This is a genomic window from Parasutterella sp. (assembly GCF_057870745.1).
Genome location: NZ_DBMALT010000020.1, coordinates 24,566 through 51,336, shown reverse-complemented (window position 1 = coordinate 51,336; position 26,771 = coordinate 24,566). Strand labels below are relative to the sequence as shown.

The 26,771-nt window shown below is 50.9% G+C and carries 25 protein-coding genes; 13 read left to right on the top strand and 12 right to left on the bottom strand.

Going from position 1 to position 26,771, the window contains the following annotated elements; translation table 11 throughout:
- Positions 1-157: 157 nt before the first annotated feature.
- The 5 genes from argF to rpsT form a co-directional block, all read right to left on the bottom strand.
- Positions 158-1,075 (bottom strand): ornithine carbamoyltransferase, encoded by a 918-nt coding sequence (gene argF, locus ACZND6_RS07115; protein WP_022099945.1) that lies wholly within the window; start codon positions 1,073-1,075, stop codon positions 158-160.
- A gap of 8 nt (positions 1,076-1,083) precedes the next feature.
- Positions 1,084-2,262, bottom strand: a complete 1,179-nt coding sequence (locus tag ACZND6_RS07110; RefSeq protein WP_046447917.1) for an aspartate aminotransferase family protein — start codon at positions 2,260-2,262, stop codon at positions 1,084-1,086.
- 173 nt (positions 2,263-2,435) lie between these two features.
- Positions 2,436-3,071: a 4Fe-4S dicluster domain-containing protein gene (locus tag ACZND6_RS07105; RefSeq protein ID WP_046447918.1), complete on the bottom strand. Its 636-nt coding sequence runs from the start codon at positions 3,069-3,071 to the stop codon at positions 2,436-2,438.
- A 3-nt stretch (positions 3,072-3,074) separates the two neighbouring features.
- Complete coding sequence (locus tag ACZND6_RS07100) at positions 3,075-5,282, bottom strand: molybdopterin-containing oxidoreductase family protein (RefSeq protein ID WP_293737273.1); 2,208 nt, start codon at positions 5,280-5,282, stop codon at positions 3,075-3,077.
- A gap of 432 nt (positions 5,283-5,714) precedes the next feature.
- Positions 5,715-5,978 carry a 30S ribosomal protein S20 gene (gene rpsT / locus ACZND6_RS07095; protein WP_008811065.1) on the bottom strand — a complete coding sequence of 88 codons (264 nt, stop codon included), beginning with the start codon at positions 5,976-5,978 and terminating at the stop codon, positions 5,715-5,717.
- 257 nt (positions 5,979-6,235) lie between these two features.
- Between rpsT and murJ the strand changes: the two genes are divergently transcribed.
- A complete protein-coding gene (gene murJ, locus ACZND6_RS07090) occupies positions 6,236-7,786 on the top strand; it encodes a murein biosynthesis integral membrane protein MurJ (protein ID WP_022099949.1) in 1,551 nt (516 codons plus the stop codon).
- A gap of 66 nt (positions 7,787-7,852) precedes the next feature.
- Here the strand turns inward: murJ and ACZND6_RS07085 are convergent, their stop codons facing one another.
- The gene (locus tag ACZND6_RS07085) at positions 7,853-8,161 is read right to left on the bottom strand and encodes a hypothetical protein (protein WP_022099950.1); all 309 of its coding nucleotides are present in this window, start codon (positions 8,159-8,161) and stop codon (positions 7,853-7,855) included.
- A 29-nt stretch (positions 8,162-8,190) separates the two neighbouring features.
- On the bottom strand, positions 8,191-8,721 hold the full coding sequence (locus ACZND6_RS07080) for a GNAT family N-acetyltransferase (RefSeq protein WP_022099951.1): 531 nt from the start codon (positions 8,719-8,721) through the stop codon (positions 8,191-8,193).
- A gap of 99 nt (positions 8,722-8,820) precedes the next feature.
- Here ACZND6_RS07080 and aroC point away from each other — a divergent pair, with 99 nt between their 5' ends.
- Complete coding sequence (gene aroC / locus ACZND6_RS07075; RefSeq protein WP_022099952.1) at positions 8,821-9,894, top strand: chorismate synthase; 1,074 nt, start codon at positions 8,821-8,823, stop codon at positions 9,892-9,894.
- 45 nt (positions 9,895-9,939) lie between these two features.
- Here the strand turns inward: aroC and ACZND6_RS07070 are convergent, their stop codons facing one another.
- Positions 9,940-11,373 carry an alanine/glycine:cation symporter family protein gene (locus ACZND6_RS07070; RefSeq protein WP_022099953.1) on the bottom strand — a complete coding sequence of 478 codons (1,434 nt, stop codon included), beginning with the start codon at positions 11,371-11,373 and terminating at the stop codon, positions 9,940-9,942.
- A 377-nt stretch (positions 11,374-11,750) separates the two neighbouring features.
- Here ACZND6_RS07070 and leuC point away from each other — a divergent pair, with 377 nt between their 5' ends.
- From leuC to purF, 10 genes are all read left to right on the top strand, one after another.
- Positions 11,751-13,187, top strand: coding sequence for a 3-isopropylmalate dehydratase large subunit (gene leuC / locus ACZND6_RS07065; protein WP_370748034.1), 1,437 nt, complete (start codon positions 11,751-11,753; stop codon positions 13,185-13,187).
- A gap of 11 nt (positions 13,188-13,198) precedes the next feature.
- Positions 13,199-13,846, top strand: a complete 648-nt coding sequence (gene leuD, locus ACZND6_RS07060) for a 3-isopropylmalate dehydratase small subunit (RefSeq protein ID WP_008811072.1) — start codon at positions 13,199-13,201, stop codon at positions 13,844-13,846.
- Between the two features lie 25 nt (positions 13,847-13,871).
- Entirely contained in the window at positions 13,872-14,942 is a 1,071-nt protein-coding gene (leuB, locus tag ACZND6_RS07055) for a 3-isopropylmalate dehydrogenase (protein WP_370748033.1), read from the top strand.
- A gap of 39 nt (positions 14,943-14,981) precedes the next feature.
- Positions 14,982-16,109, top strand: a complete 1,128-nt coding sequence (gene asd / locus ACZND6_RS07050) for an aspartate-semialdehyde dehydrogenase (RefSeq protein ID WP_039896043.1) — start codon at positions 14,982-14,984, stop codon at positions 16,107-16,109.
- 6 nt (positions 16,110-16,115) lie between these two features.
- Positions 16,116-16,895, top strand: coding sequence for a tRNA pseudouridine(38-40) synthase TruA (gene truA, locus ACZND6_RS07045; RefSeq protein WP_008811075.1), 780 nt, complete (start codon positions 16,116-16,118; stop codon positions 16,893-16,895).
- Between the two features lie 98 nt (positions 16,896-16,993).
- Positions 16,994-17,866, top strand: coding sequence for an acetyl-CoA carboxylase, carboxyltransferase subunit beta (accD, locus tag ACZND6_RS07040; protein WP_293738124.1), 873 nt, complete (start codon positions 16,994-16,996; stop codon positions 17,864-17,866).
- Positions 17,867-17,908: 42 nt separating this feature from the next.
- Positions 17,909-19,195 (top strand): bifunctional tetrahydrofolate synthase/dihydrofolate synthase, encoded by a 1,287-nt coding sequence (gene folC / locus ACZND6_RS07035; RefSeq protein ID WP_300876672.1) that lies wholly within the window; start codon positions 17,909-17,911, stop codon positions 19,193-19,195.
- 18 nt (positions 19,196-19,213) lie between these two features.
- On the top strand, positions 19,214-20,422 hold the full coding sequence (locus tag ACZND6_RS07030) for an SPOR domain-containing protein (protein WP_489524491.1): 1,209 nt from the start codon (positions 19,214-19,216) through the stop codon (positions 20,420-20,422).
- 2 nt (positions 20,423-20,424) lie between these two features.
- Positions 20,425-20,937, top strand: coding sequence for a CvpA family protein (locus ACZND6_RS07025; protein ID WP_118631831.1), 513 nt, complete (start codon positions 20,425-20,427; stop codon positions 20,935-20,937).
- Positions 20,938-20,970: 33 nt separating this feature from the next.
- Entirely contained in the window at positions 20,971-22,470 is a 1,500-nt protein-coding gene (purF, locus tag ACZND6_RS07020; protein ID WP_293738118.1) for an amidophosphoribosyltransferase, read from the top strand.
- A 76-nt stretch (positions 22,471-22,546) separates the two neighbouring features.
- Here the strand turns inward: purF and ACZND6_RS07015 are convergent, their stop codons facing one another.
- From ACZND6_RS07015 to ACZND6_RS07000, 4 genes are all read right to left on the bottom strand, one after another.
- A complete protein-coding gene (locus tag ACZND6_RS07015; protein ID WP_293738131.1) occupies positions 22,547-22,819 on the bottom strand; it encodes a PD-(D/E)XK nuclease domain-containing protein in 273 nt (90 codons plus the stop codon).
- A 36-nt stretch (positions 22,820-22,855) separates the two neighbouring features.
- Complete coding sequence (gene iscB / locus ACZND6_RS07010) at positions 22,856-24,139, bottom strand: RNA-guided endonuclease IscB (protein ID WP_489524490.1); 1,284 nt, start codon at positions 24,137-24,139, stop codon at positions 22,856-22,858.
- Between the two features lie 631 nt (positions 24,140-24,770).
- Entirely contained in the window at positions 24,771-24,944 is a 174-nt protein-coding gene (locus ACZND6_RS07005) for a hypothetical protein (protein ID WP_489524489.1), read from the bottom strand.
- Positions 24,941-25,288 carry a hypothetical protein gene (locus tag ACZND6_RS07000; protein WP_293738243.1) on the bottom strand — a complete coding sequence of 116 codons (348 nt, stop codon included), beginning with the start codon at positions 25,286-25,288 and terminating at the stop codon, positions 24,941-24,943. The genes ACZND6_RS07005 and ACZND6_RS07000 overlap by 4 nt, the downstream gene beginning before the upstream one ends.
- A 307-nt stretch (positions 25,289-25,595) precedes the next feature.
- Here ACZND6_RS07000 and ACZND6_RS06995 point away from each other — a divergent pair, with 307 nt between their 5' ends.
- Entirely contained in the window at positions 25,596-26,771 is a 1,176-nt protein-coding gene (locus ACZND6_RS06995) for an efflux RND transporter periplasmic adaptor subunit (RefSeq protein WP_370748028.1), read from the top strand.

The window sequence follows — 26,771 nt, the reverse complement described above, 5'->3', positions numbered from 1 at the left end:
TAGTGTTGCCACTACGCCCTTGCCGAGTCGCTAACCCTTCCCCTCATCGGGCGGGTTCGGGATTCTCACCCTATAGAAGTGCGCCATGCTGGGCGCACACGTCAAAAAGCCTCGAGAGCGGAATACTTTCGAGGCTTTCAAAATGCTTTAACAGAAGCTAAACGTCTTCAATTCTGCCTAAAAGCAAATATTCCATCAGTGCTTTTTGAAAGTGCAAGCGGTTTTCAGCCTCGTCCCAAACGACAGACTGCGGTCCGTCGATGACTTCGGAAGAGACCTCTTGCCCGCGGAAGGCGGGAAGGCAATGCATGAATAAAGCGTCTGGTTTTGCCGCTTTCATGACCGTTTCATTCACTTGCCAGCGAGCCGATTTGGATTGCCGTTTGGCTTGATTTTCGTCGTAACCGCAAGATCTCCAATTGTCCGTGGTCACAAGGTCGGCGCCTTCTGCGGCCTCTTCCGGAGATAGGAAAAAGTCATAGCAGTCATCGTTATCCGGAACTTGTGTCGGATTGATCGAGTATCCCGGGGGCGCCGAAATATGCACCTTAAATCCGAGAATGGAGGCTGCGTAAAGCCAGGAGTAGAGTACGTTGTTCGCGTCTCCGATCCAAGTCACGACGGTGCCCTTAATTGAACCCCGTTTTTCTATGAAGCTCATGATGTCGCCCATGACCTGGCAGGGATGACTGTCGTTGGTCAGGCCGTTGATGACCGGCACCTCCGACTCTTTCGCAAATGCCTCTAATCGGCTATGAGGGCCTGTTCGGATCATGACAAGGTCAACCATACGGGATACGGCTCGAGCAGTGTCCTCAATGGTTTCTTCATTTTTCAGCTGAGTTTCGCTCGTGTTCAGGTAAATCGAGGTTCCTCCGAGCTGAGCCATGCCTGCCTCAAAGGAAACGCGGGTGCGGGTGCTGGCTTTTTCAAAAAGCATCGCCAGCACTTTTCCTTCAAAGGGACGGTAAACCTCCCCGGCCTTGAAACGAGACTTGAGTTTTATGGCCCGGCGGAGAAGGTAATTTAACTCGTCCGCCGAGCAATCTTTAAGGCACAGAAAGTTCTTGTGCATGAATCACCTTAGATCTTCGGCTGTGCAAGGAACGATCTGATCACGGGAGTGATTCTCTTGACGAGTTCGTCAGCCTCGGCTTCAGTGATTGTCAAAGCGGGAACGAGACGAATAACGTTTCCGGCAGTGACACTGAAGGTTAAACCGGCTTTCAGACCGAGTTCGAGAATGTCGTGGGCATCACGGTCAAGAACGATACCGAGCATCAGGCCTTTGCCGCGAATACCGCGCACGCCTGGGAAACCGTTAAGAGATTTAGAAAGTGCTTTCTTGAGTTTCTTACCGACTTCAAGGGCGTTTTCGACAAGTTTCTCGTCTTCGATGATGGAGAGCGTTTCGAGGGCTGCACGCATAGCAAGAGGGTTGCCGCCGAAAGTTGATCCGTGATTGCCGGGTTTAAAGATATTCGCCTTTTCGCTCACGATGACAGCGCCGACAGGAACGCCGCCTGCCAAACCCTTAGCCATCGTGATGACGTCGGGTTTGATTTCAGCCCATTGATGAGCGAACCACTTGCCGGAGCGACCCATGCCGCACTGGACTTCGTCGCACATCATCAAGAGGTCGTGTTCGTCACAGATTTCACGGATGCCTTTAATGACTGAAAGATCAATGGGAACAACGCCGCCTTCACCGAGGATCGGTTCAAAGAAGATGGCAACCACGTTTTTATTTTCTTCAACGATCTTGCGGATGCCGTCCAGGTCAGATTCGTCAACAAAAATAAAGCCTTCTGTATAAGGTGAGAAATCAGCTCTGACGGAAGGATTGCCGGTTGCGGAAAGGGTGGCAATGGAACGGCCGTGGAAAGCGTGTTTCAAAACGATGATGTTAGGAACTTCAATGCCTTTGGCATGTCCGAATTTACGAGCAATTTTGATTGCACATTCATTGGCTTCCAAGCCGCTGTTGCAGAAGAAAACTGCTTCAAGGCCGGAGTGTTCAACCAATTTCTCAGCGACTTGTTCCTGAAGGTCAATGTTGAAGTAGTTGGAGCAGTGAATGAGTTTAGAAGCCTGATCGGCAATGGCTCGGACTAATCTCGGATGAGCATGACCGACGGAGTTTACGGCGATGCCTGCCAAAGCATCCAAGTACTTATGGCCTTCTTTATCCCAAAGCCAAACACCCTGACCATGATCGAAAGAGACAGGAAGGCGACCGTAGTTTTTCATCAGATGAGACATGCCTGAGAATCCTTTATTGATAATTTGTGTTAAAGAAAGTTAATTTTTCAATTATATGTCCGAGAGCACGCAGTAGCTCAAGGCCTTTCGGAATATTGCCGAAACTACGGAAGAAAAAATCGGACCGAGAGTCAAAGCCCCGGCCCGATTTGTCTATCAGAGAAAATCTGTGGTTAGAACATCTTTTCCTGACGTCCTGCAATGTCCATATAGCTTGCAATGTAACGAACCTTCGGTTTGGTACCGGCGGCTTCGTTCAATGCGACGGACTTGTCAACCAGGGCTTTCTGTTCAGGGGTCAGATTGTCGTAGTCAACGAAAGTCAGAGCCTTAACAGCGCAGGCTTCGACGCACTTAGGTACTTGACCGTTGGAGGTGCGCTGGACGCAAAGCGTGCATCTTTCGGCTTTGCCGGGAGTGCGCTGCTGATGCGGCCGAAGCGGAACGGAAGCCAAGGCCGGGACATCCCAGTAAGATGTCTTGCCGCTTCTGTTGAACTTCGGAGCACCGTACGGGCAAGCCATGGCGCAGGCGCCGCAGCCGATGCACTTAGATTGATCAACAAGCACTTCTCCGTGCGGGCCTTTATAAATGGCCTTAGCAGGGCAGACCGGCAGGCAGGCCGGATTGTCGCAGTGCTGGCAGCTCACGCGGAAATAGTTGATGATGCGGTCCTGCAGATTTTCTGCACGATGGATCTGATTCCACTGGATTCCGGGAGCAACTTTATTTTCTTCTTTGCAGGCAACGAAGCATGCCTGACAGCCGATGCATTTATCGACATTGACGATTATTCCGAACTGGCTCATCGCTTAGGCCTCCTTCGTGATTTGAACGGTTGTTTCAAAGTAGGGTGCATAGCCCGAGAGTTTGTCCCATTCGCGCGGGATCAAAACCTGGGTGTTCTGGTCTCCTCGCCAGCCGTACTGCATGCCGGCGGTTCCCGGAGGAACAATGATGGAGACACGGGCACGGGCTCTTGCTTGACCGTACTGGTTCTTAATCAACACCTTGTCGCCTTCATTGATGCCGCGGGCTTTTGCGTCTTCCGGATTGATATCGACGGTAGACATCGATTCAATTTCGAGAAGATACGGAGAATCGCTGCGTGTCTTGGAGTGCGTGATGTACGGAGCACGAGTACCGTTGATCAGTTTGATCGGATATTCGGCTGTCGGCTGATACGGTTCGACATAAATAGGAATCGTGCCGAGGTTGTGCATCTTGGTGATGTTTGAAGACAGCTCGATCTTGCCTGACGGAGTATCGAAGCCGGGCTGTCCGTCGTGACGGAGAAGACCTTTTTCGTATTTGAGCGGCTGCTGTTTTGCACCCTGAACCTGAGTCATGTTCGGCAGATTCTTCTGGGCGTCGGCGTATGTCGTACCCCATTTCTTCAGGATGGAGTCGCAGGCTTTGACCGGATCGCCGTCGAAGAAGTTCTTCGGGTCGTCGACCAAGCAGCCGAGCTGCAGGGCAATCCACCAGTCTTCCTTGGCTTCACCCATGGGTTTAACCGGAGTTCTGACAGATACCTTATTGCCGGCGTGTGTACCGAACGGAGCATAGCGTTCATAGTTCATAGCTGCGGGCAGGATGATGTCCATGTCGTGATGAGTTTCATCACGATAGAAGTAGTCCGTTGCGCAAGCGAAGTCCATATTCTTGATGGCTTCTTCATAAACCTGAGGCTGCGGCCAAATCATGACGTTAAAGCCGAAGGCAACCATACCGCGAAGTTTGCCGTTCTTAACGTGTTCAGGCAGCTGGTTCGGGTTGAACTGAACCTGTGTATGGTTCCAAACAGGAACGAAGTCTTTGTCGAGACGGTCTTTCTTGTGGGCCTTGAACCAGTTGTAGTCAACGAAGTCTTCCGTGAGGCCGTTGTCGTGAACGATGTAGCCCTTAGGACCGACACCAAAGAGAGCACCTCCGGGGATGTCGACATAACCCAGAATTGCAGGAATGTTCAGAAGAGCACGAGCACTGTTGACACCGTTTCTGGAGTGAGACAGTGACTGAGAAGTCAGAGCGAAGCTGCCGGGGCCTTTAGCGTACATGCGAGCGGCCTTAACGATAAGGTCGGCAGGAACGCCGGTAATAGCTTCGGTTTTCTCCGGTGTGAAGTCTTTGCAGTAGTTTCTGTATTCTTCAACGCCGTAAACCCATTTGTCGCAGAAGGGCTTGTTGTACAAATCTTCTTCGAAGAGGACGCGGCAGATGCCGGCGCCCAAGGCTGCGTCAGTTCCTTGTTTAGGCTGCAGATGGATATCGGCTAGTTCGGCAACTTTGGTGCGGCGTGCGTCAATCACGATGATCTTGACGCCGCGCTGTTTGGCGGCATTGATCATGTTCCACCAGCCGTGCGGTTTGGACCATGCACCGTTGGTAGCCATCACCATGTAGGATTTTGTCTTCGGACCGCAGCCGCCGCCGGAGTATTCACTGCCGAAAACGAGCTGTTCGGCTAGCAGGGAGCCTTTACGGCAGGCGACAGAAGATTCGGTACCGTAGTGATAAGTACCGAAATAGCGTGCCAGACGCATTGCGGCAGGACGGGGTTCTTTCGGGTCACCGCAGAAGATAAAGAGTTTTTCTGCGCCGTATTGATCGCGAATCTTCTTCATATTGGCGGCAATCGTTGCCAGAGCTTCCTGCCAGGAAATACGAACGAATCCGGGATCGGCACTTCCTTTCGGATTGGTGCGCTTCATCGGATAAAGCAGGCGATTGGGGTTGTAGAGTCGCTGCAGAGTTGCCAAGGCTTTATTGCACAACAGCTTGCCGCTGTGTTCTTTCCAGTTTCCGACAGAAACGACGATATTGCCCTGTCTCTGGAAATGAATACCGCACATCGGCATTTGGTTGCAGTTGTCGCAGATCGTGTATCCGTCTTCAAGCGGCTCTTGTGCGCATGCTGCTTTTGTGAAGAAGCTGCTTCCCGCACTGATGGCGGAGAGGGCCGGGATCGTTTTGAGGATGGATCGACGGGTAACTTTCAATCCTTGTGTCTTGTCCATTGTTGAATTCTCCTCTTGGGGTAGAGTGTTGCGTCGGATTTGATGATTTCTATCGACGACTTAAAAACTATTTTCAACAATGAAAAAAAGATAGCTACCGCGCTAATAGGGGATACTGAAAGAAAGGATTGGTAAAAACCCAAAATTATCAAATTTGAGAGAGATTCTCAACAAAGGAATATCTCGAGAGTATCAGGACGTTTTAAAGAATTCAAGCGAATAAAATATGAAAGAGTACTAAGTGAAAATACCTAGGTAAAATAGATTAAAACTCGAACAAAAAATTAAAGACTGCTATCAAAAATGATCAGACAGTTGATGTTTTTACCGATGGTTTTTTGTAATCTTATATAACAAAAAAGCCCGGGAGATTTTCCCGAGCTTTTGGAATCTTTGCTCTGCTTCAAAGTGAAGCAGAGCAGAAAAGATTGATTAGGCCATTGCCTTGATAGCAACAACCAGGCGGCTCTTATGACGAGCAGCGGCGTTCTTATGAAGAACACCCTTGTCAGCCATAGAGTCGATCACAGACTGAGCTGTGACGTAGAGAGTCTGAGCAGCAGCTTTGTCGCCGGCGAGAATAGCCTTGCGAACGTTCTTGATAGCTGTGCGATAGCGAGAACGCTGTGCAGAGAGGTGCTTGTTGCGAGCAACTGCCTGGATAGCGCGCTTGCGAGCTTGCTTAGAATTTGCCATTGTTTCTTTCCTTGCCTATGCGAGTGGCGAGTTTTCTTACTTTACCGGTCGCCACTAGCAATACTACGGGCTCGGCCGGTTTGGTTAAACAAATAAGGTAATCCGATCCTCGGACCGAATCCCACGAAAGTGCAGAATTATACGGAAAATCTCTTTTGTTTTCAACCGCAAACTTATGCCGCCCTGCCGCTCGGCTGATAGAATTTTGACTGACCTGAATCCTGTTGATTGCAGGCTTTTTTCTTTTCGAGATCGCAGTGAGTATTTTCCGTAATGCAGCCGTTATTTCGGCAATGACGCTTTTGTCCCGAGTCACAGGTTTGATCCGGGATATTTTGATTGCCCGTGTGTTTGGTGTCAGCGGAGACACGGACGCGTATTACGTTGCATTTCGATTGCCGAACCTATTGAGACGTCTTTTTGCAGAAGGTGCTTTCCAGCAGGCCTTTGTGCCGATGCTGGCAGATGTGAAGAGCAATCGTTCGGCAGAAGAAACAAAGTCTTTTATTGATAAAGTTGCCTCTCTGCTCGGGTTCATCGTTCTTTGTGTCAGCATTTTAGGTGTCATTGCTGCTCCGATCCTCGTGTTTGTGATCGCTTCCGGTCTTGCGGAAGAACCGGCGACGTTTGATACGGCAACGCGCCTGACCCGCTATATGTTTCCTTACATATTCTTTATGTCCTTGGTGGCGTTGAGTTCTTCCGTACTCAATACCTGGAAGCATTTTGCGATTCCTGCGGCCGTTCCGATTCTTCTCAACCTTTCTTTGATTACAGCGACACTGTTTGTAGCGCCGTTGTTTGATCAGCCGATTTACGCTTTAGCGGTCGGCGTGATGGCCGGCGGTTTCCTGCAGCTGGCGGTGCAGATTCCGCAGCTCGCCAAGCTCCACTTGCTGCCGAGATTTGTAAATCCGTTTAAAGCCATGAAAGACCCGTCGGTCAGACGGGTTTTGAAGCTTATGGTGCCGGCACTCTTTGCCGTAGGTGTCGCGCAGATCTCGATCTTGATTAACACGAACATCGCTTCTTTTCTTGCCGAAGGCTCGGTGACTTGGCTGGCCTATGCCGACCGTCTGATGGAATTCCCGACAGCGCTGCTCGGCGTTGCGCTGGGTACGGTTCTTTTGCCGAGCTTGTCAGCGGCTTTCGCAAAGGGCATGACGGATCGCTATAACGCACTGCTCGATTGGGGCTTGAAGCTCGTGGTGGCTTTTGCCGTCCCTGCGGCCATTGGCCTAGCGCTTCTCGGGGAAGGGTTGGTGTCCGTGTTGTTCCAGAGCAGCCGTTTTAATGTGAACGACGTTTATCAGACAGCGACGGCCGTGACGGGTTACTCCATCGGATTGATCGGTCTGATCGGAATCAAAATCCTGGCGCCGGGTTTTTACGCCCAGAAGGACATTAAAACTCCCGTTAAGGTTGCCTGCGCTGCTTTAATCGTGACGCAGATCTTTAACTTAGTGAACGTTCCGCTGTTTTCTCATGCGGGTTTGGCGTTGTCCGTGGGGCTCGGCGCCTGCTTTAATGCCTGCTGTTTATTGATTATCCTGCGTCGCCGCGGTGTGTTTACGCCGCTTGCCGGCTGGAAAAAACTTTTCCTTACGGTGATTGTCGGCAGTGTTCTTTTAACGGCTTATCTATTAGTTATTCAGCACTATTGTGACTGGACGCAGATGGCGTATCCCTGGGCGGTTAAATTGGGCCTTGTGCTCGGTGTTGTTATGGGGGCGGCCGTACTTTATATCGGAACACTGGCCGTTTGCGGCTATCGTTTATCTGCCCTGAAAGCCAGCGAAGTCGATTGATCCGCGGAGATGCCGCAAATGAAAACGGCCTGCTCAGTTGATTGGGCAAGCCGTTTAGTCTTTTAATTACTGAACCTCGTCAGGCATTTCTGCGTCTTGTTCTTCGAATTCGACTTTGTGTTTCAAAGGCAAGACGGACGGGAACGCGACGAGTTCATCGTCGGGCATGGATAGCAACGCATCGGGACCGTCTTTGGCGCTGTTGAACGCATAGTTCAGTTTTGCGTAGACGTTGGCAATGTTTTCTTCCAAGATCTCTTTGACTTCTTCGGGACTGTCTTCGACCTGAGCGATCAGATCTTCCAAAGCTTCTTTAGCGTCATTCAGTGTTGCAAGCGTCCACTCGGGGTCGTATTCCAATTGTTCTTCACTCATTTATTTGCGCCTCTCTAATTATTCTGAGATCAACAGTTCATTGTATCGCCGCCGGCGAGCGTTCTTTGCATTAGGACAGAATCCAGCCACCGATCGAATTTATAACCGACGTTTTTGAGGACGCCGACATGACGGAATCCGCAATGTTCGTGCAGTTTGATGGAAGCCGTATTTTCGGAGTCACCGATCACGGCGATCATTTCCCTGAAGCCCCTGAGGTCGCACTCAGCAATGAGCGAGGTCAGAAGCTGCGTGCCTACGCCTAATCTGCGGCATTCCGGATGAACATAAATTGAGTCTTCCACAGTGTAGCGATAAGCCTTTCGCGGACGGTATTGGCCGGCGTAAGCAAATCCCAAGATTTGATGTTCCAGTTCCGCGACTAAATACGGATAATGGCCCGCTTCAATAGCCTGCATGCGTGAGAGCATTTCCTCTTCGGAAGGAGGCGTGACTTCGAAGCTGGCAGTACCGAGCAAAACGGCTTGTTCGTAAATACTTGCGATCCCGCCGATGTCGGCCGGTTCAGCTTTGCGAATATTGACAAAAAGCTTTTCCATACGATTTACTCATCAATTGACATCAGAAATTCTACGTGTTTGGGATACAATTTTTTACGTTCCGCTCCCAAAAAGGAGCATAACTTCGAGGAATTTTCGATGCCGGGTTCACGTTTGGGCGAATACTTTTCTGTGATTAATTTTGGCGAGTCTCACGGACCCGCAATTGGGTGCGTGATCGACGGATGTCCTCCGGGCATGGATTTAAGTCAGGAAGACATTCAAAAAGAACTCGACCGCAGACGCCCCGGAACCTCACGACATGTCACACAGCGCAAAGAAAGCGACGCAGTTGAAATCCTTTCCGGGGTTTATCAAGGGAAGACGACGGGAACGCCGATTGCGCTCTTGATTCGAAATGAGGATCAGAGAAGCAAGGACTACTCAGTGATCGAAAACTTGTTCCGACCGGCTCACGCTGATTACACCTATTACAAAAAATTCGGAATCCGAGATCCCCGCGGAGGCGGCAGAAGTTCGGCTCGACTGACAGCTCCGACGGTTGCCGCCGGTGCCGTTGCCAAGAAATGGCTTGCAGAAAATTTGAATATCCGGATTCGTGCCTGTCTAATAAATTTAGGCGGGATTCCTTTGGAAGTAAAAGATTGGTCGGTCGTCGACAACAATCCCTTTTTTACGGCTGATCCTGAGAAAGTTCTGGAGTTAGAAGCCTTCATGGATGATTTGCGCCGCGCTGGAGATTCAGCCGGAAGCGAAATCTATGTTGAAGCTTTAGGCGTTCCTCCTGGACTCGGAGAGCCGATCTACCGTCGACTGGATGCCTGTTTGGCTTATGCCTTTATGGGTCTTAATGCCGTAAAAGGCGTCGAGATCGGAGACGGTTTTGAAGTTGTCGGTTGTCGAGGAAGCTTGAACGCAGATCGTATGGGTACGCAGTACAAAGATGGGTTTGCGAGCAATCATGCCGGCGGCATTTTGGGGGGCATTTCAACGGGCGCACCGATTACGGCAAAGGTTGCGATCAAACCGACGCCCTCGATTCGTCAGGAAATGCCAACGCTGACCGTCGACGGTAACGACACAGTCGTCTCAACAAAAGGCAGACATGATCCGTGCGTGGGTATTCGTGCAACACCGATTCTTGAGGCTCTCACTGCTTTGGTATTGATCGATCAAGTCATGGCACAGAGAGGCCAATGCGGAAGAATTTGAGAATCTAGAAATAGAAACGGGACCGAAGCGGTCCCGATTTCAATATTAGTTAGCTTTTCTACGGCGATCTTCGTCGCGTGGCCAGCACTGAACTCCTTTCTTGTCCGGAAGAATTCTCGGATCAAAAACCGGATCCAGGATGCCTCTGCGCTTCTGAGCGTTGTAATCACGTAAAGCGGCAATAGCGTATTTGCCGAGCATGAAAATGGCGACCAAGTTCACGATAGCCATCAAGGCCATGAACAGGTCGGCCATGTCCCAAACGAGTGAAAGGGAAGCGATCGAGCCGACAAAGACCATCACAACGACAAATACTCGGAAGATCGGCATGGCGTATTTGCTTTTGGAAATGAAAGGCATGTTCATTTCGCCGTAGAAGTAGTTGCCGATGATGGAGCTGAAAGCAAAGAACAGCACAATGACGGTCATAAAGAAGTTTGTCCACTCGCCGAGCTGACCGGCCACGGATTTCTGAACAAGCGCAATTCCTGTGAGTTTGGAACCCATCATCCATTCCGGAGAGAGAAGAACCAGCATTGCAGAGGCGGTGCAGACAAACAGCGTGTCGAAGTACACACCCATCGCCTGAATAAGACCCTGCTTAACAGGGTGAGAGGCGTCGGCTGCTGCGGCAGCGTTCGGAACAGCACCCATACCGGCTTCGTTGGAGAAGAGACCACGCTTAATACCGGTCATCAAGGCGACACCGATAGCAGCACCTGTGATGGAGTCAAAGCTGAAGGCTTTGGTCACGATCATGAGCAGAACGCGAGGGACTTCAGTGATATTCATGCAGGTCACGACAAAAGCGAGAAGAAGGTAGGCGCCCGCCATGAACGGAACCATAAAGCTGGCAACCTTCGCAATACGTGTCATGCCGCCGAAGATCACTAAGCCGGTGACTATAGCAAGGATTAGTCCGGTATATGCGGGTTTGAGTCCCGTCGTGGTTTCAATAGACAGAGAAATCGTGTTGGCCTGGACGGAATTGAAGATCAGTGCGTAAGTGACGGAAATTAACACGGCAAAAACACCTGCCCAGAAAGGCGAGCCCAAAGCATTCTTGATGTAGTAAGCAGGGCCGCCCATGAAGCCGCCGCCGGGCTTCTTTACCTTATAGATCTGAGCAAGGGTGGACTCGATAAATCCGCTGGCTGCGCCCAGAGTGGCAATAACCCACATCCAGAAGATGGCGCCGGGACCGCCGGTAACCACAGCGATGGCAATACCGGCAATGTTGCCGACGCCGACGCGGGAGGCTGTGGAAATACAAAAGGCCTGAAAAGGAGAAATGTGTCCTTCAGGCCTCGGAGTGCGGGACCCTTCCAGAACACAGCGGAACATTTCCCTGACGTTAGTGATCTGGACAAAACGAGTGCAAAACGTGAACCAAAGGCCAACGCAGATTAAAAGTCCGATCAGGATGTACGACCAAAGGATGTTATTTAAAGAAGAAATAATTGAAGCGAACCAGTCCATTTGATATTGAAATTAAGCGATTGGAAACGAGAGCGCTCAAGACGTACCTGGTTTGCTTACACTGAGATCAGGGCCGGATGTCTTTTCATCATGACGGTTGTATTGACATCTAAGAGATCTCAAAGAAGAAACCGAGTAGGGCTTTTACATTCCGAAATGCGGAAAAACACTCAGCCTTCCATTCTAATTGTTCGTACCGACAATCAGCGGGAAGGAGCGAAAAAAATCGCAAAAATTTAAAAATTTCGGAATTCGTTAGCGTCTCGGTGAAATTGCTGACCGAAGACAGTCAGAAAATCTTACAGATTTTTATTCGCCGTGCTTTTCGGTGGCATACTCAAAGAATTACTTCAAAAATTTAGTGATACCAGTAAGAAATGAGAACACCGGAATCCCCTAAAACACTCTACGACAAAATCTTTGACGAACACGTCGTCCGAATGGAAGAAGACGGCACTGCAACCCTCTACATCGACCGTCATCTGGTCCACGAAGTGACCAGTGCCCAGGCTTTTGAGGGACTGCGCATGAACAACCGTCCTTTGTGGCGCAAGAGCTCGATTGTGGCCACAGCCGATCACAACACACCGACGACCGGTTGGGAAGCCGGAATGGAGGGCATTACCGATCCGATCTCCAAGCTGCAGGTCACGACATTGGATGAAAACATTCGTCAAAACGGATGTGCGGCGTTTTTCCCGTTCCTGTCCCGCGGACAGGGCGTCATCCACGTTATGGGACCGGAAGAGGGTGCAACGCTTCCCGGCATGACTGTCGTTTGCGGTGACTCTCACACGAGCACCCATGGAGCTTGCGCAGCAATTGCCTTCGGTATCGGAACGAGTGAAGTTGAGCACGTGATGGCAACCCAGACGCTGCTCACGAAGAAAATGAAGAACATGCGCGTGCATGTGGAGGGTAACCTCCAGCCCGGCGTGTTTGCTAAAGACCTTGCGCTCTACATCATCGGCAAGATCGGAACGGCCGGCGGAACAGGCTGCGCTATTGAGTTTGACGGAGCCGCAATTCGTGCGCTCTCTATGGAAGGCCGCATGACGCTTTGCAATATGGCTATTGAGGCCGGTGCACGCTGCGGTTTAGTCGCCTGCGACGATAAGACAATTGAATACATGAAGGGCCGCCCACTGGCTCCGGAAGGCGAGCTTTTGGATCAGGCGATTGAATACTGGAAGACTCTGCACTCCGACGAAGGCGCCAAGTTTGATATTGAAGTCAACCTTCAGGCAGAAGACGTCGTTCCGATGGTCACATGGGGAACTTCTCCCGAGATGGTTGCGCCGATCACCGGCTGCACACCGATTCCCGAAGATCAGAAAGATCCCGTCAAACGCGAGGGCTGGGAACGCGCTTATCAATACATGGATTTGAAGCCCGGCACACCGATTACCTCGATCGCTCCGAACAACGTCTTTGTCGGTTCCTGCACGAACGGCCGTATTGAAGACCTTCGAGCCGCTGCCTATGTGGTGCGCAAACTCGGTAAGAAAGTGGCTCCTACGGTTAAACAGGCCCTGGTGGTTCCGGGATCAGGACTCGTCAGAGAGCAGGCCGAGGATGAAGGGCTGGACAAGATTTTTATTGAAGCCGGATTCCAGTGGCGCCGTCCGGGCTGCTCAATGTGTCTGGCAATGAACGCTGACCGCCTCGAGCCGGGCGACCGCTGTGCTTCTACCAGCAATCGCAACTTTGAAGGACGCCAAGGCAATAAGAGCCGCACACACCTTTGTTCTCCGGCCATGGCTGTCGCCGCGGCTATTGAAGGTCATTTTGTTGATGTACGCAAACTTTTCTAAGAGAGGCAGAGATGGAAAAATTTACAGTTCTTCAAGGCATTGTCGCTCCCTTAGACCGCTCTAACGTTGACACCGATGCCATCATTCCGAAACAGTTTTTAAAGTCAATTTACCGCACCGGTTACGGCCCGAACCTTTTTGACGAATGGCGTTATCTGGATAAAGGCGAACCGGGGATGGATCCTGCCACCCGCAAGATCAATCCGGATTTCGTATTAAATCAGCCGCGCTATCAAGGTTCGACGATTTTGCTGGCCCGCAAGAATTTCGGCTGCGGCTCCTCCCGCGAACACGCGGCTTGGGCTCTGACACAGTACGGCTTCAGAGTGGTCATTGCACCGAGCTTTGCCGATATTTTCTATAACAATGCATTTAAAAACGGTTTGCTCCCGATCAGTCTGCCGGAGTTCGTTGTTGATTACCTGTTTGATGAGATCAAAGCAAACAACGGATACCAACTCTCCGTCGATCTGGTCAACCGCGTTGTGATCGAACCCAACGGTAAACGTCATGAATTCGAAGTTCCTGAATTCCGCCGTTATTGCCTGCTGAACGGCTTGGACGATATCGGTATCACGCTTCAGCACGCTGACGAAATCAAGGCATTTGAACAGCAGCGTCTGAATCAGAAACCCTGGCTCGCTAAAACAATTTATTAATCAAACCCAAGAGAAGAAAACCAATATGAAAAAAATTGCAGTACTTGCCGGTGACGGCATCGGTCCTGAGATCATGGCTCAGGCCCTCAAAGTTTTAACAGCGCTGAAGCTCCCTCTGGAATTTGAAGAGGCCTTAGTCGGCGGTGTCGCTTATGCCGCTTTCGGTCATCCGCTTCCTACTGAGGTTGTTGAACTTGCTAAAAAGAGCGATGCCGTTCTTTTCGGCGCTGTCGGCGATTTTAAGTATGACAATCTGCCGCGTCATCTTCGCCCCGAGCAGGCGATTCTCGGATTAAGAAAAGCCTTAGGTCTTTTCGTGAACCTTCGTCCGGCGATTTGCTACCCAGAGCTCACGGCTGCTTCCTCTCTTAAACCCGAACTTGTCTCCGGTCTGGACCTTCTGCTCGTTCGCGAACTCACCGGTGACGTTTACTTCGGTCAGCCCAGAGGCAAACGCATCAGCCCTGACGGCGCTTTTGCCGGTGCCGAAGAAGGCTTTGACACAATGCGCTACGCCGTTCCCGAAGTGGAAAGAATTGCCCACGTTGCTTTTAAAGCTGCTATGGGCCGCAACAAACATCTTGTCAGCGTGGACAAAGCCAACGTTCTAGAAACTTCTCAGGTGTGGCGCGACACGATGATCAAGGTCAGCGAAGAATATCCGGAAGTCACCCTTGAACATATGTATGTCGACAACGCAGCCATGCAGCTGGTTAAGGCTCCGAAGAAGATCGATGTGATGGTCACAGGCAATCTTTTCGGCGACATCCTTTCCGATGAAGCCGCCATGCTCACGGGCTCCATCGGTATGCTGGCTTCTGCCGCATTGAATGAGAAGGGCCAGGGCCTCTTTGAACCGTCTCATGGTTCTGCTCCGGACATCGCTGGCAAGAACATTGCAAATCCTTTAGCTCAGATTTTGTCAGCGGCCATGATGCTTCGTTATTCTTTAGGAATGGAGGAAGCAGCAGTCCGAATTGAAAATGCGGTTAAGAAAGTTCTTGCTCAGGGATACCGCACGGGAGACATCCGCAGCGAAGGCTGCAAGCTTGTCAGCTGTTCTGAAATGGGAGATGCGGTTGTCGCCGCGCTCTAAAGCAAAGTGAAGCACTACTCGATAGGAGAAACACAAATGTTGAAGTTAGGTATGGTTGGCTGGCGGGGAATGGTCGGCTCCGTGTTGATGGACAGAATGAAGCAGGAAGACGACTTTAAGTTTGTCAGCACCACATTCTTCTCTACCAGTAACGCCGGTGGCAAAGCACCGGAAGTCCCTAATTCAGATCCTATTCTTAAAGATGCCGATGATCTGGACGCATTGGCAGCCTGCGACGTAGTCATTTCCTGCCAGGGCGGTGACTGGACAAAAGCTCACTTCAAACCGCTTCGCGATAAAGGCTGGAACGGCTACTGGATTGATGCCGCTTCCACGCTGCGTATGGAAAAAGACGCCATCATCGTTCTCGACCCCGTGAACATGGACGTGATTCAGAAGGGTTTGCGCGAAGGCGTTAAGAACTACATCGGCGGCAACTGCACGGTCAGCCTGATGCTGATGGCCTTAGACGGTTTGATCCGCGCTGATTTGGTTGAATGGATTTCTTCCATGACTTACCAAGCCGCTTCCGGCGCCGGTGCTCCCAATATGCGCGAACTGCTCGAACAGATGGGTGCTCTTTATGGCGTTGTTGCCGAAGATCTGAAGGATCCTCGCTCTGCCATTCTGGCCATCGACCGCAAAGTTACCGAAGAACTTCGTTCTACCGACTTCCCCGACAAAGCTTTCGGTGTACCTCTTGCCGGCAGCCTGATCCCCTGGATCGACAAAGAAGTCGAACACGGACAGAGCCGCGAAGAATGGAAGGGCGGTGCCGAAGCTAACAAGATTCTGGGCAAACCCGCTATCGGAGAGCCCGGATGCATGCCCGTTGACGGTTTGTGCGTTCGCGTCGGATCCATGCGCTGCCACTCTCAGGCTTTGACGATCAAGCTGAAGAAAGATGTTTCCTGCGAAGAAATCGAAAGACTTCTTGCTGAAGCCAATCAGTGGGTTAAAGTCATTCCGAACCGCAAAGAAGATTCTATTCATGAACTGACTCCGGCCAAGGTCTCCGGAACGCTTTCTGTTCCTATCGGCCGTATCCACAAACTGAATTTCGGTCCGGAATACGTCACTGCCTTCACAGTCGGCGACCAGCTCCTTTGGGGCGCTGCCGAACCGCTGCGCCGCATGCTGCGTATTCTCGTTGACTTCAAAGCCTAATTGCCGATGAGAGTCGCATTAGGACTCGAGTACGACGGCCGTTCTTTCGAGGGCTGGCAGACCCAGCCTTCCGGACAAACAGTTCAGGATTATCTCGAAGCGGCCGTTGTTCAGTTTACGGGTGAAAAAGTTAAAGCCGTCTGTGCCGGGCGCACAGACGCCAATGTTCATGCCACGGGTCAAGTGATCCATTTAGATACGGGAGCCGACCGTAAGGAGATTTCTTGGGTTCGCGGCTTGAATTCTTATCTGCCGACGGAATGTGCGGTTCGCTGGGCGAAAGTCGTCCCGGACGAATTCCATGCGAGGTTTTCCGCTTGCAGTCGGACTTATGAATACTGGATCGTCAATGAGCCGGTTCGTTCTCCGATTCTTTCCGGCAGAACCGGCTGGGTCTTCCGTCCGCTCAACGAAAAGAACATGGAAGCCGCAGGCCAGTTCTTGGTCGGCGAACATGATTTCTCCAGTTTCCGTGCCGCAGGGTGCCAGAGCAAGACGCCGGTGAAAAATATTGAATATCTGCATGTCATTCGTCTCGGACGATTCATCAAAATTCGTGTCAAGGCAAACGCCTTCCTTTATCACATGGTTCGAAATATCGTCGGCTGTCTGGTTTACGTAGGCACGGGCGCCAGAAGTGTTGATTGGATGGGAGAAGTTTTGGAAGCAAAAAGCCGACAGGCGGCCGCTCCGACTTTCTATCCAACAGGACTTTATCTGACCGGCGTCGGCTATCCGGAAATCTTTGGCCTGCCTCAGCACGGAGCTTCGCCGTTTCCCGGCTGACAAATTTTTGTTAACGAACTCAATGAGTTTGAGTTCATGCAGAGCGGCTGGATTCGATTAGAATCAGTAAATTCAGTAAAAAGAAACTAATTTGCACTATGAGTTGGCTCGATAAAGTGCTCCCGAAAATCAGTCGGAGTAACGGCGAAACTGCCAAAAAAGATATTCCTGCAGGCGTGTGGACAAAGTGTTCCAACTGCGGAACGACGCTTTACGCTCAGGAGCTTCGCGACAACCTTAACGTTTGTCCGAAATGCAACCATCATATGCGCGTGAGTGCTCGTCAGCGCTTGGATATGATTCTCGACCCTGAAAATCGTCAGGAAATCGGTGCGGAAATTCGTCCTGTCGATCCGCTTCGATTCGTGGACAGCAAAAAATATCCTGACCGCGTTAAGCAGGCACAGTCTGCCAGCGGAGAAACCGACGCTTTAGTTGTGCAGTCAGGCACCATCCATGCTATGCCCGCTGTCGTTGCCGTCTTTGAATTCGGTTTTATGGCCGGTTCCATGGGCTCGGTTGTCGGAGAGCGCTTTGCTCGTGCTGTTCAGGCCGCTATTGATAATCAGGCAGCATTTGTCTGTTTTACCGCTTCCGGCGGCGCTCGTATGCAGGAAGGTCTTTTCTCTCTGATGCAGATGGCCAAGACAACCGGAGTTATCGCTAAGTTGGCAGAACACAAACTTCCGTTCATTTCTGTCTTAACCGATCCGACGATGGGCGGCGTGTCTGCAAGCTTTGCTTTCATGGGCGACGTCGTTATGGCTGAGCCTAAGGCTTTGATCGGCTTTGCCGGCCCGCGCGTCATTGAACAAACCGTTCGTGAACAGCTTCCGGAAGGATTCCAGAGATCCGAGTTCCTGCTGCAGAAGGGCGCCATCGACATGATCGTCGATCGTAAAAACTTAAAGATGGAAATCGCAAAACTCATTGCACTCTTCCAAAAAGAGTCTTTGGACGCGATTGAGTAGCATTCTCCGGACCGCTTCGGCGGTCTTTTTAGTTTATTCAAAATGAAATTTGAGACTTTGGATGCGTGGCTTCATCACATTGAGGGTTTGCACGCACAGGCAATAGATTTAGGCCTTGACCGCATGGAAACCATGCTCAAGCGTCTGGACATCCGCTTTAAATGCCCCGTGTTTACCGTCGGAGGCACCAACGGTAAAGGCTCTACCTGCGCTTTTATTGAATCGGCACTGTTAGCCGGCGGCTATTCCGTAGGTGTCCATACTTCTCCTCACTTGATCCGCTTCAACGAAAGAGTTCGAATTAACGGAGAAGACGCTAAGGACGAAGAACTGATTCGTCAGTTCGAGAAGGTCGAAGCCGCTCGCGGCGAGATGACGCTGTCGTACTTTGAATACACGCTGCTCGGCATTCTTCTTCTGTTTGCGGGAAAAGATCTTGATGCCGTGGTGTTAGAAATAGGGCTCGGCGGACGTCTTGACGCTGTCAACACGGTTGAGCCTTCCGTCTCCGTCATTACGAGCATCGGAATTGACCATACGGCTTATCTCGGAACTACCCGTGAATCCATTGGCTGGGAAAAGGCTCACATTTACCGCTCGGGCAAGCCAGCTATCTGCGCTGATGCTAATCCTCCGATTACGGTTGAGCAGTACGCCGATAAAATCGGTGCCGAACTCCTGGTTATCGGAAAGAGCTTCAGGTTTGAGCACAATCACGGCGATAAGACCTGGAATTTCTATGGGTCAAGGGGCGAGCTCAGGAATTTGCCGTTGCCGACGATGCCCGGCGAACATCAGCTGAACAATGCCTCCGGAGCTTTCGAAGCCCTTCAATGCATGCAGGGAAAACTGCCGCTTAAGCGTGAAGCATTTGAATCAGCTTTATTGAATACTCGTATTACCGGACGCTTCTCTAAAGTCAGAAATGCACCGGAGGTCTACTTAGATGTCGGACATAATCCCCATGCGGCTAAAGAATTGGCAAAGACGCTGAGTGAGCTTCCGAAGGCAACACGTCAGGTTGCGGTCTTCGGGATGCTTTCTGATAAGGACCGCGCGCAAGTCTGCCGGATCATGGTTTCGAGCTTTAACAAGTGGTATTTGTCGGATCTGCAAGGTCCGCGAGGCGGAATCGCACAGGATCTCTGCGCTATGCTAAGTGAAGCAGGCGTTCCTCAGGAAAAAATTCAGACTTTCAAGACCGTCGAGGAAGCTCTTCAGAGAGCCATCGAAGAGGCGTACGAGACTGATAGAATAGTCACCTTCGGTTCCTTTTTAACAGTGGCTTCAGCTATTGAATATTTAAAGGAAAAAGTCGGACGAAATTAAAAAGAAAGGAAGAGCAGTATGCCTTTTTGGAAAAAGAAAGAGCCCGAAGTTCCGCTGCCTCATGTGGAACCAGGGATGAGCGCCCCGCAGTCTTCGGAGCCCAACCCTATAAGGTTCTCCGACGAACCGCAATTCGGCACGGTGCATCCTTCGCAAACTGCTGTTCCTCCGGCTCGTGTCCGCCAGCCATCTGACGGTGAATTTGCAACGCATCCGTCGGCGATCCAGACTCCGGTGACCTCTTCTCAAAAGGAATCTTTTGCAACGGTCAGACCGACTCCGGCTCCTGCGCAGGAGATGCTGCTTCACATAGAAGAAAATCCTTTTGCCTCGGCTCCTGCCGCAAAAGAATCTCCGACTGAAGTCAAACTCGATCCGGAAACCGCTTCTCATGCCGCCCCTAATGTTGAGTCTGAGCCTGCCGCACCGCAGCCCGAAAATCGCAGTTGGTTTAAACGTGCGCCTAAAAAAGACGAGCAGCAGCTCGAAGAAGAGGAGCTGCGCCGTCAGAAATGGATTCATGCACGCCGAAGATTTGTCGGTACCCTGATGCTTCTGATGGCTGCCGCGATTGCGATTCCTATTCTTTTTGATAAGGAAGCGCCGCCTCCTGCCGTCACGATTCCGCTTCGGATACCGAAAGAAAATTCTGTTGATGTAACCAAGATCACCGTTCCGCCGGCTCCGGCGCCGGAAGAGGGCGAAGAACCGAAAGAAGCGCCGAAGGTTCCTCCCGTCCCGTCTGTGAATTCCGGTAAAGGTCAGGCCGCTGCCGTCGCGCCTTCCGCTTCCGGCAATACCGCCGGTAAGGCTCCTGAAGCCAAGAACGACACTGCGGAAGCTGCTAAGAAAGCAGCAGAAGCCAAGAAGGCCGCAGAAGAGAAGAAGGCAGCCGAAGCTAAAAAGTTAGCTGAAGCCAAGAAACAGGCAGAGGCTAAGAAGCAGGCCGAAGAAAAGAAAGCTCAGGAGACTTCCGCTCCCAAACTTATCAAGGGCCAGTACTTTATTCAGGTGATCGCGCTTTCTAACCAGAATCGTGCTCAAGGCATTGTGGACAAGATGAAGAAGGCCGGAGTGCCTGCCTATCTTTCCCCGATCCAGGCTAAGAGCGGCAGGATTTACCGCGTGCAGGCCGGTCCTTTCAAGTCTGCTAAAGAAGCTGAAGCCGCTAATGCCAAGCTCGGTTTGGCAGGTTTGAATACAGGTAAAGTCCAGTCAGTGAGGTAAGTGTGGATTTTTCTTCCTTAGGTCTCGGAGAGCTCGACTGGGTCTTCGTTGTTATCATCCTGCTCTCCACACTTCTTGGGGTTTCCCGCGGCATGGTTCGCGAAATTTTTGCCCTGGTAGGCTGGGTAGCAGCTTTCTTTGTTTCTCTTTACTGTTCTGCCGATTTGGCAGCGATCCTTCCGTTCCAGGCCCACATGGGCCTCATGACAAGGACTTTTGTTTCCATTGTTTTGATTGTGATCGGATGCGTATTTCTGGCCGGTTTAGTCGGTAAAATACTGCGCAGTATTCTCGCCTCTGTTTCTATCGGAGCAGAGGATAGGCTTTTGGGGTGTTTGTTCGGTTTTCTACGCGGATTACTCATTGTCGGGCTGCTGGTCTTTCTCGGCGGAACGACCGAGTTTTTTCCCAAGCAGCTTTGGTGGAAAGATTCTGCACTGGTGCCGGCGTTTGAGAAGGGCATCACATGGTGCGCTCCTTACATTCCCGATAGTCTGATGGAATTACGTAAATAAAACTTAACCTTTAATCCTCGGAGTTAAATACAAATGTGCGGAATAGTGGCGCTGTACGCTTCCGGTCCCGTTAACCAGAGGCTGTACGATGCACTCCTGCTGCTGCAGCACCGCGGTCAAGACGCCGCCGGTATCTGTACGGTTGAAGGACGTCATTTCCATATGCATAAAGGCATGGGCCTTGTGCGTGACGTTTTTAGAACTCGCAATATGCGAGACTTGCTCGGTAACTGCGGTATTGGACAAGTACGTTATCCTACTCAGGGAAATGCAACGGCTGCGGATGAATCGCAGCCTTTTTACGTCAATGCACCCTTCGGTATTGTTCTGGCTCACAACGGCAATCTGACAAACGCCGAAGAGCTGGCTCAGGAACTTTACGAACTGGACCGTCGTCATATCAATACGACCAGCGACTCCGAAGTGCTTCTGAACGTGTTTGCTAATGAGCTGGCGCTCGCCACTCAGGGGCATCCGCTGGATGAAGAAGCCTTGTTCAAGGCAGTTTCCGGTGTACATAAACGCGTGAAAGGTTCTTATGCCGTCGTCTGCATGATCGCCGGTCACGGTGTTGTGGCTTTCAGAGACCCGTACGGCATTCGTCCGCTTTGCTACGGCACAACGCTCGGCGAAGACGGAAAGAGCGAATATATGATCGCCAGTGAATCCGTGACGCTGGAAGGCAGCGAATTCCAAATTCTGGGTGACGTCCATCCGGGAGAAGCCATTTGGATTGATGAGAACGGCGACCTGCGTAAGAAACAGTGCGCAGAACACCCGGTCTATTCGCCCTGTATTTTCGAGTATGTCTATTTGGCTCGTCCCGACTCTCAGCTTGACGGCATTTCCGTTTACGAAGCTCGTCTGAGACTGGGCGAAAACTTGGCAAAAGAAATCAAAAAATCGATTCCTTTGGAAGATATTGATGTGGTCATGCCAATCCCCGATTCTTCTCGTCCTGCCGCAGCTCAGTTAGCCAAGGCTCTGAATCTTCCTTACCGCGAAGGCTTCATCAAGAACCGCTACGTCGGCCGCACCTTCATCATGCCCGGCCAAGCTGTACGAAAGAAGAGCGTTCGCCAGAAACTGAACGCCATGGCGATTGAGTTTAAGGATAAGAATGTTCTGCTGGTGGATGACTCCATCGTTCGCGGAACGACAATTAAGGAAATTGTTCGCATGGCTCGCCAGAGCGGTGCGAAGAAAGTCTTCATCGCTTCCGGAGCTCCTCCTGTTCGTTATCCGAATGTCTACGGTATTGATATGCCGACAACGGCAGAACTCATTGCCGGCGACAATCGTCCTACCGAGCAGATTCGTATCGAAATCGGCGCAGACGCACTTGTGTACCAAACGATCGAAGGTATGAAGGAAGCCGTCGGAGGACTGAATCCCGAGATCAAACGCTTTGACTGTTCGTGCTTTGACGGCGACTATGTCACAGGAGACATTACACTGCAGTACATCGCAGAGCTTGAGAAGAAGCGTATGGAAGCAAAGGCAGAAGCTAAAAAGGCAGCTTCTGAAGATTAACTTTTTGCCGAACTGAAGAAATGGGGCTGTTGCAAAAGTCGATTGAACAAAGACTTTCAACAGCCCTTTTCAGAGCTTAGCGGACTTCTGCAAATTCTACGAATTTTCTTTTTTCAAGTGAGAAAACCATGGCAACTCTTAATATTTTCTCTTCTAGTTCTTGAAGTCCGTATTCTTTTCTTTGTAACTGCAAAATTGCTTCCTCGAGGATCTCTTTTCCATCCTTTCCAGGCCCGCAGACTTTGAATTCAAAGACCCAGTATCGATTACCTGCTTTTACTTCAAGATCACTCCTTCTTCTTGAATTATGGTATTCAACTTTGGGACTGAGACCTGCACCCGAAAAAATACTTGAACAAAAGTTCTCACAGAAGCTTCATCACATTTAGGCGCGGAGACCCCTGCCCTCACGCAGGGAAGGAAGCGCCTCCTCCTTTCGAATTTCTGTTAAATAGGTTCGTCTCTTTTCCAGCAGATGCAGCTTCTTGTAGCTGATGCCTGCCGAAATTCGGGTTCCGTCAAGCTTCCGAACATCAAAGAACCCGGATGATCGACGGCCGAAAATGAAGCCTTCTTCTCCCTTGCAGGCAACTTTGTCAAAAAGACGGAAGCCATTGACCTCAAAGGGCGCCTGATTGCGCTTTCGAATGCCGCCTTTGAGGATGGAAAGCTTATGACTCTGCCGGTTGTTCCGACGCGTCTGCTTCTGGAAGAAGAATTCACCGAGCCTTTCGGCGCCGAGGTTGCCGGCGATGCAGAAAGCATCTGCACAATGCGACTTAGCGATGTCGTTCGCGATCCGTGCGTGCTTAGTCCGATAGCCGTAGGTGTTGTTCACTTCCAGCTCAGGATGCGACGCCTTCAGGCGATTCAGCACCTTCCAGCGCATAATTCCCATGAAGGCTTCCGCGCGGAACGATTGTCCGCGCTTTGCCTTCAGCGTGATTTCACTGCGATGAAGGGCCTTATGGCACGTCTCACAGAGCGTAATCAGGTTGCCGGGTGAATCTCCGCCCGTACGTCTGCTTTCCAAATGATGAACATTAAGCACCGGGTCTTTTGATCTGCCGTAACAATGCTGGCAAACATGCCCGTCTCTGCAAAGAACATACTCGCGGATGTTCCAGAAGTCGAGCTGTTCTCCCTCCTGGTATTCTTTCCCTGAAATGTCGGGATTCTTCAGCAGCTGCAAGTCGAAAGACGCCGTTTCCACGGTGATCTTTGTGACCGGCAGCAGTCGAAGAACCGCTTCTATGCGCGACAAGTGCGCGTTGATTCGGTTTTCAACCGACGGAGCAAGCCAGCCTTTGCGCTTGGTGCGGATGCGGTTGTCGAATCTCGGAGCACGGTAGCGCGTTTTGCGGTTACGGCGTGACTGCCGTAACGCGCGACGAGCAGAGAGCAGATCGGTGATGTCCTGCCGCAGTTCGACTTCGGATGCATAAAGTTCAGCCTTTTCCGTGGATGCGGAAAGGCCGACATGTTCGTACCCGGCATCAACGCCCAGACTCACCGGCTGTTTGGTCTCACCCGTTGCAATCGTCAGCTGAATAGCGAAAGGCGTTCGCCTCTTCACAATAGCTTTCTTCTCTTTAAGCAGAAGGCGCGCTTTTGCCGGTGAACAGGGCATCAGTGGCTTTCCGCGTTTGTTTAGGACAAATACTCTCAAGTTTTATCTCCTCGGTCTTTCGACCGGTTGTGATCCTTCGCCAATGTTGGAAGGGGTTTCAAGCCGACAGCACCGCTCCTGCCTCTCAGAGCTTTTAACCATCGGCCGCAGAGCGCGGGACTAGGATTTGCATCCCGCGGTGCCTGTGCATTCCCAACCAACGTAGTCCGCCAAACGACGGCCTGAGGCTAGTCAACTAGAGGCTTTTTCAAGCCTCGGCCGTCAGGCCGAGGTAGTTGACTGGGATAGCCAACATACGCAGTAGTGCCAACTATATTTTTAGCGTCAAGTACCCTGCTTGAGTCAGTAGAGCGACATCAGATAAAGTTTTGATGTCGGAAGAGCTGGTAAGTTCATTCAAAGGAATGCTCTTCAGATTTCCATATTCTTGAGGATGCCGAAGTGCATGGGACTTCAAATATTCCTTTTAGAAAAAGTTGGGACTTCGCGAGCAGCAACGATCTAAGTTCAGAAACCGCTTCACTCCGAATAATCAACAAAATTAGAGTTTAGTCTGAGAAAGGGGAGTAGCTTAGAAGCTTCTCGCCGCCTCAGATGGAATCATAATCGCGCAAATCGCCTTCTGATCTACGGAGACTTCCTTTATCCTGAGCATAACCTCACTTCCGACCTAGAGGTGACGGGTATGCCTCATATTTAATAGGAAGATCAGCGTCTCATCCATCTTGAGATAGTTCTCGGAAATCTCACTCAGTTTCCCGTGAAGGATGCAGCCGTCGCGCGCCACTTCATTCCAGTCCGGGGATTCTTCCCTGGCCATCTGAATTACTTCGAGAGGAGTCATGATTCGAGCGGGGCGGCACAGCAATTGCTGAGCTTTTGCGACGGTATTGGGTAATGGCAGTCGTCGCGCGGTAGAAGGGTTCCTTTCTCCGGCAGATATGCCGGGTGCGACAGGTGATGCCGTTCCTGTTCTCGGAAGGGTAAAAAGATCGTGCTAAGCGCTAATGCACGGATTCCGAACGTCGGATCCAATTGGGCAACGAGGGATTTGTGAGGTTGAAGAGACTCGTGTTTTGGCTGAATTTCGGCCGCAGAGAGTTCCCGGATCTCGGGCGCTTCCCAGGCGTGAACAATCGATGCGAGTAGAAGAGCCGGCAGCAGAGAGAATACTTTAAGTTTTGTCATATCGGCTCCTTGCCGATGGTTCGAACCTTGTTCTAATAATTTGTCATTTTTATTTCGAACAATTCAATTTTAGATCTGTACACGGCGATTTGTCAGACAATTTTCTAGGGGTTTTCATCTTCGGGTTTTCCTGTTGTTATTTTGTGAAATAAGCCTGCCTTTAGTCTTGAAATGAGCGAAGGACAACCCTGTCAGGTTCTCTGCCTAGGATACTTACTAAAGTTAGTTACATATTTACTTCCCGTGCTTACAAAAATCAGCTTTGTAGCTTTTTAAGCGACACGGGGCGCTAGAAAAGAGGTACAACGTGACAATCAATCATTTCAGCCGATATTCGATGCTGTCAGCCGCCGTGCTTTGCGGAGTTTTAGCTCTAAGCGGATGCGATAAAGATAAAGAAGGATCTGCGGCGAGAGGCCCGAGCCCGGTTTCCGTTGTCAAAGTAACACGGCATGATGTGCCGGCGGACATGACCTGGGTCGCAAAAACTGAAAGCTCTCGAGCGGTTGAAATCTATAGTCGTGTCAACGGATTTTTGGATGCCAGAAAGTACACCGAAGGCGGCATGGTGAACGCCGGCGATGTGCTTTTTCTGATGGACAAGAAGCCCTTTGAAGTACAGCTCTCCGAAGCACAGGCATCTTTGGATTCGAGTCTTGCAGCTCATGAAGTAGCAAAAAGAAATTTGAATCGTATTCGTCCTCTCGCGAAGCTGAAAGCGCTGAGCCAGACTGATTTGGATCAAGCAATAGGTGATTTTCAAACCACGGCAGCTGCAGTTTCCAATGCTAAAGCTCAGGTGGAAAACGCAAAACTTAATCTTTCTTACTGCACGATCACTTCTCCTGTGACGGGTTACGCCAGCTCTGCACTCCAGACGGATGGTACCTACATCAACATGAGCAACGCACATTTGGCGACTGTTTACACCATGTCTCCGATGTGGGTAACATTTTCCATGTCGGAAAACGAAGAAGCGAAGATTAATCAGGAAGTCAAAGAGGGTATCCTCCGCCGTCCTGAAAACCATGACTACGAAGTTCAGCTCGAACTGGCCGGCGGAGAAATTTATCCGATTACCGGCCGCGTGACTTTCTCGTCACCGAATTTCAACCCGAGTACAGGTACGTTTGAACTCCGTGCTTCTTTCGAAAATCCGAATAATCAGTTAAGGCCTCAGCAGTATGTGCGTGCCATCGTGAAGGGGGCGACCTATGTTAACGCGATAGTCGTGCCTCAGATCGCCGTGCAGGAAGGGAGCAAAGGGCATTTTGTCTGGGTTGTTACCAAGGACAACAAAGCTCAATTTCGTCCTGTCGAAGTCGGCAGCTGGATCGGAAACGACTGGCTGATCAAGAACGGCCTGGAAGAAGGGGACAAGGTTGTGACCGAGGGTATGATGCTTTTGGCTAGCGAAGCTCCGGTAAAGATTGTCCAAGAAGTGGACCAGAAACCTGCCGCTGACGACAAGGCTAAGAAGTAA

What these genes read in the sequence shown, in the direction of transcription:
- ACZND6_RS07000 (WP_293738243.1), bottom strand. Translation starts at nt 25,288, where the DNA reads ATGACAAAACTTAAAGTATTCTCTCTGCTGCCGGCTCTTCTACTCGCA.
- folC (WP_300876672.1), top strand. Translation starts at nt 17,909, where the DNA reads ATGAAATTTGAGACTTTGGATGCGTGGCTTCATCACATTGAGGGTTTG.
- leuB (WP_370748033.1), top strand. Translation starts at nt 13,872, where the DNA reads ATGAAAAAAATTGCAGTACTTGCCGGTGACGGCATCGGTCCTGAGATC.
- ACZND6_RS07030 (WP_489524491.1), top strand. Translation starts at nt 19,214, where the DNA reads ATGCCTTTTTGGAAAAAGAAAGAGCCCGAAGTTCCGCTGCCTCATGTG.
- ACZND6_RS07085 (WP_022099950.1), bottom strand. Translation starts at nt 8,161, where the DNA reads ATGAGTGAAGAACAATTGGAATACGACCCCGAGTGGACGCTTGCAACA.
- leuC (WP_370748034.1), top strand. Translation starts at nt 11,751, where the DNA reads ATGAGAACACCGGAATCCCCTAAAACACTCTACGACAAAATCTTTGAC.
- accD (WP_293738124.1), top strand. Translation starts at nt 16,994, where the DNA reads ATGAGTTGGCTCGATAAAGTGCTCCCGAAAATCAGTCGGAGTAACGGC.
- leuD (WP_008811072.1), top strand. Translation starts at nt 13,199, where the DNA reads ATGGAAAAATTTACAGTTCTTCAAGGCATTGTCGCTCCCTTAGACCGC.
- ACZND6_RS07110 (WP_046447917.1), bottom strand. Translation starts at nt 2,262, where the DNA reads ATGTCTCATCTGATGAAAAACTACGGTCGCCTTCCTGTCTCTTTCGAT.
- purF (WP_293738118.1), top strand. Translation starts at nt 20,971, where the DNA reads ATGTGCGGAATAGTGGCGCTGTACGCTTCCGGTCCCGTTAACCAGAGG.
- truA (WP_008811075.1), top strand. Translation starts at nt 16,116, where the DNA reads ATGAGAGTCGCATTAGGACTCGAGTACGACGGCCGTTCTTTCGAGGGC.
- ACZND6_RS07105 (WP_046447918.1), bottom strand. Translation starts at nt 3,071, where the DNA reads ATGAGCCAGTTCGGAATAATCGTCAATGTCGATAAATGCATCGGCTGT.
- ACZND6_RS07080 (WP_022099951.1), bottom strand. Translation starts at nt 8,721, where the DNA reads ATGGAAAAGCTTTTTGTCAATATTCGCAAAGCTGAACCGGCCGACATC.
- ACZND6_RS07070 (WP_022099953.1), bottom strand. Translation starts at nt 11,373, where the DNA reads ATGGACTGGTTCGCTTCAATTATTTCTTCTTTAAATAACATCCTTTGG.
- argF (WP_022099945.1), bottom strand. Translation starts at nt 1,075, where the DNA reads ATGCACAAGAACTTTCTGTGCCTTAAAGATTGCTCGGCGGACGAGTTA.
- ACZND6_RS07005 (WP_489524489.1), bottom strand. Translation starts at nt 24,944, where the DNA reads ATGACTCCTCTCGAAGTAATTCAGATGGCCAGGGAAGAATCCCCGGAC.
- aroC (WP_022099952.1), top strand. Translation starts at nt 8,821, where the DNA reads ATGCCGGGTTCACGTTTGGGCGAATACTTTTCTGTGATTAATTTTGGC.
- ACZND6_RS07100 (WP_293737273.1), bottom strand. Translation starts at nt 5,282, where the DNA reads ATGGACAAGACACAAGGATTGAAAGTTACCCGTCGATCCATCCTCAAA.
- rpsT (WP_008811065.1), bottom strand. Translation starts at nt 5,978, where the DNA reads ATGGCAAATTCTAAGCAAGCTCGCAAGCGCGCTATCCAGGCAGTTGCT.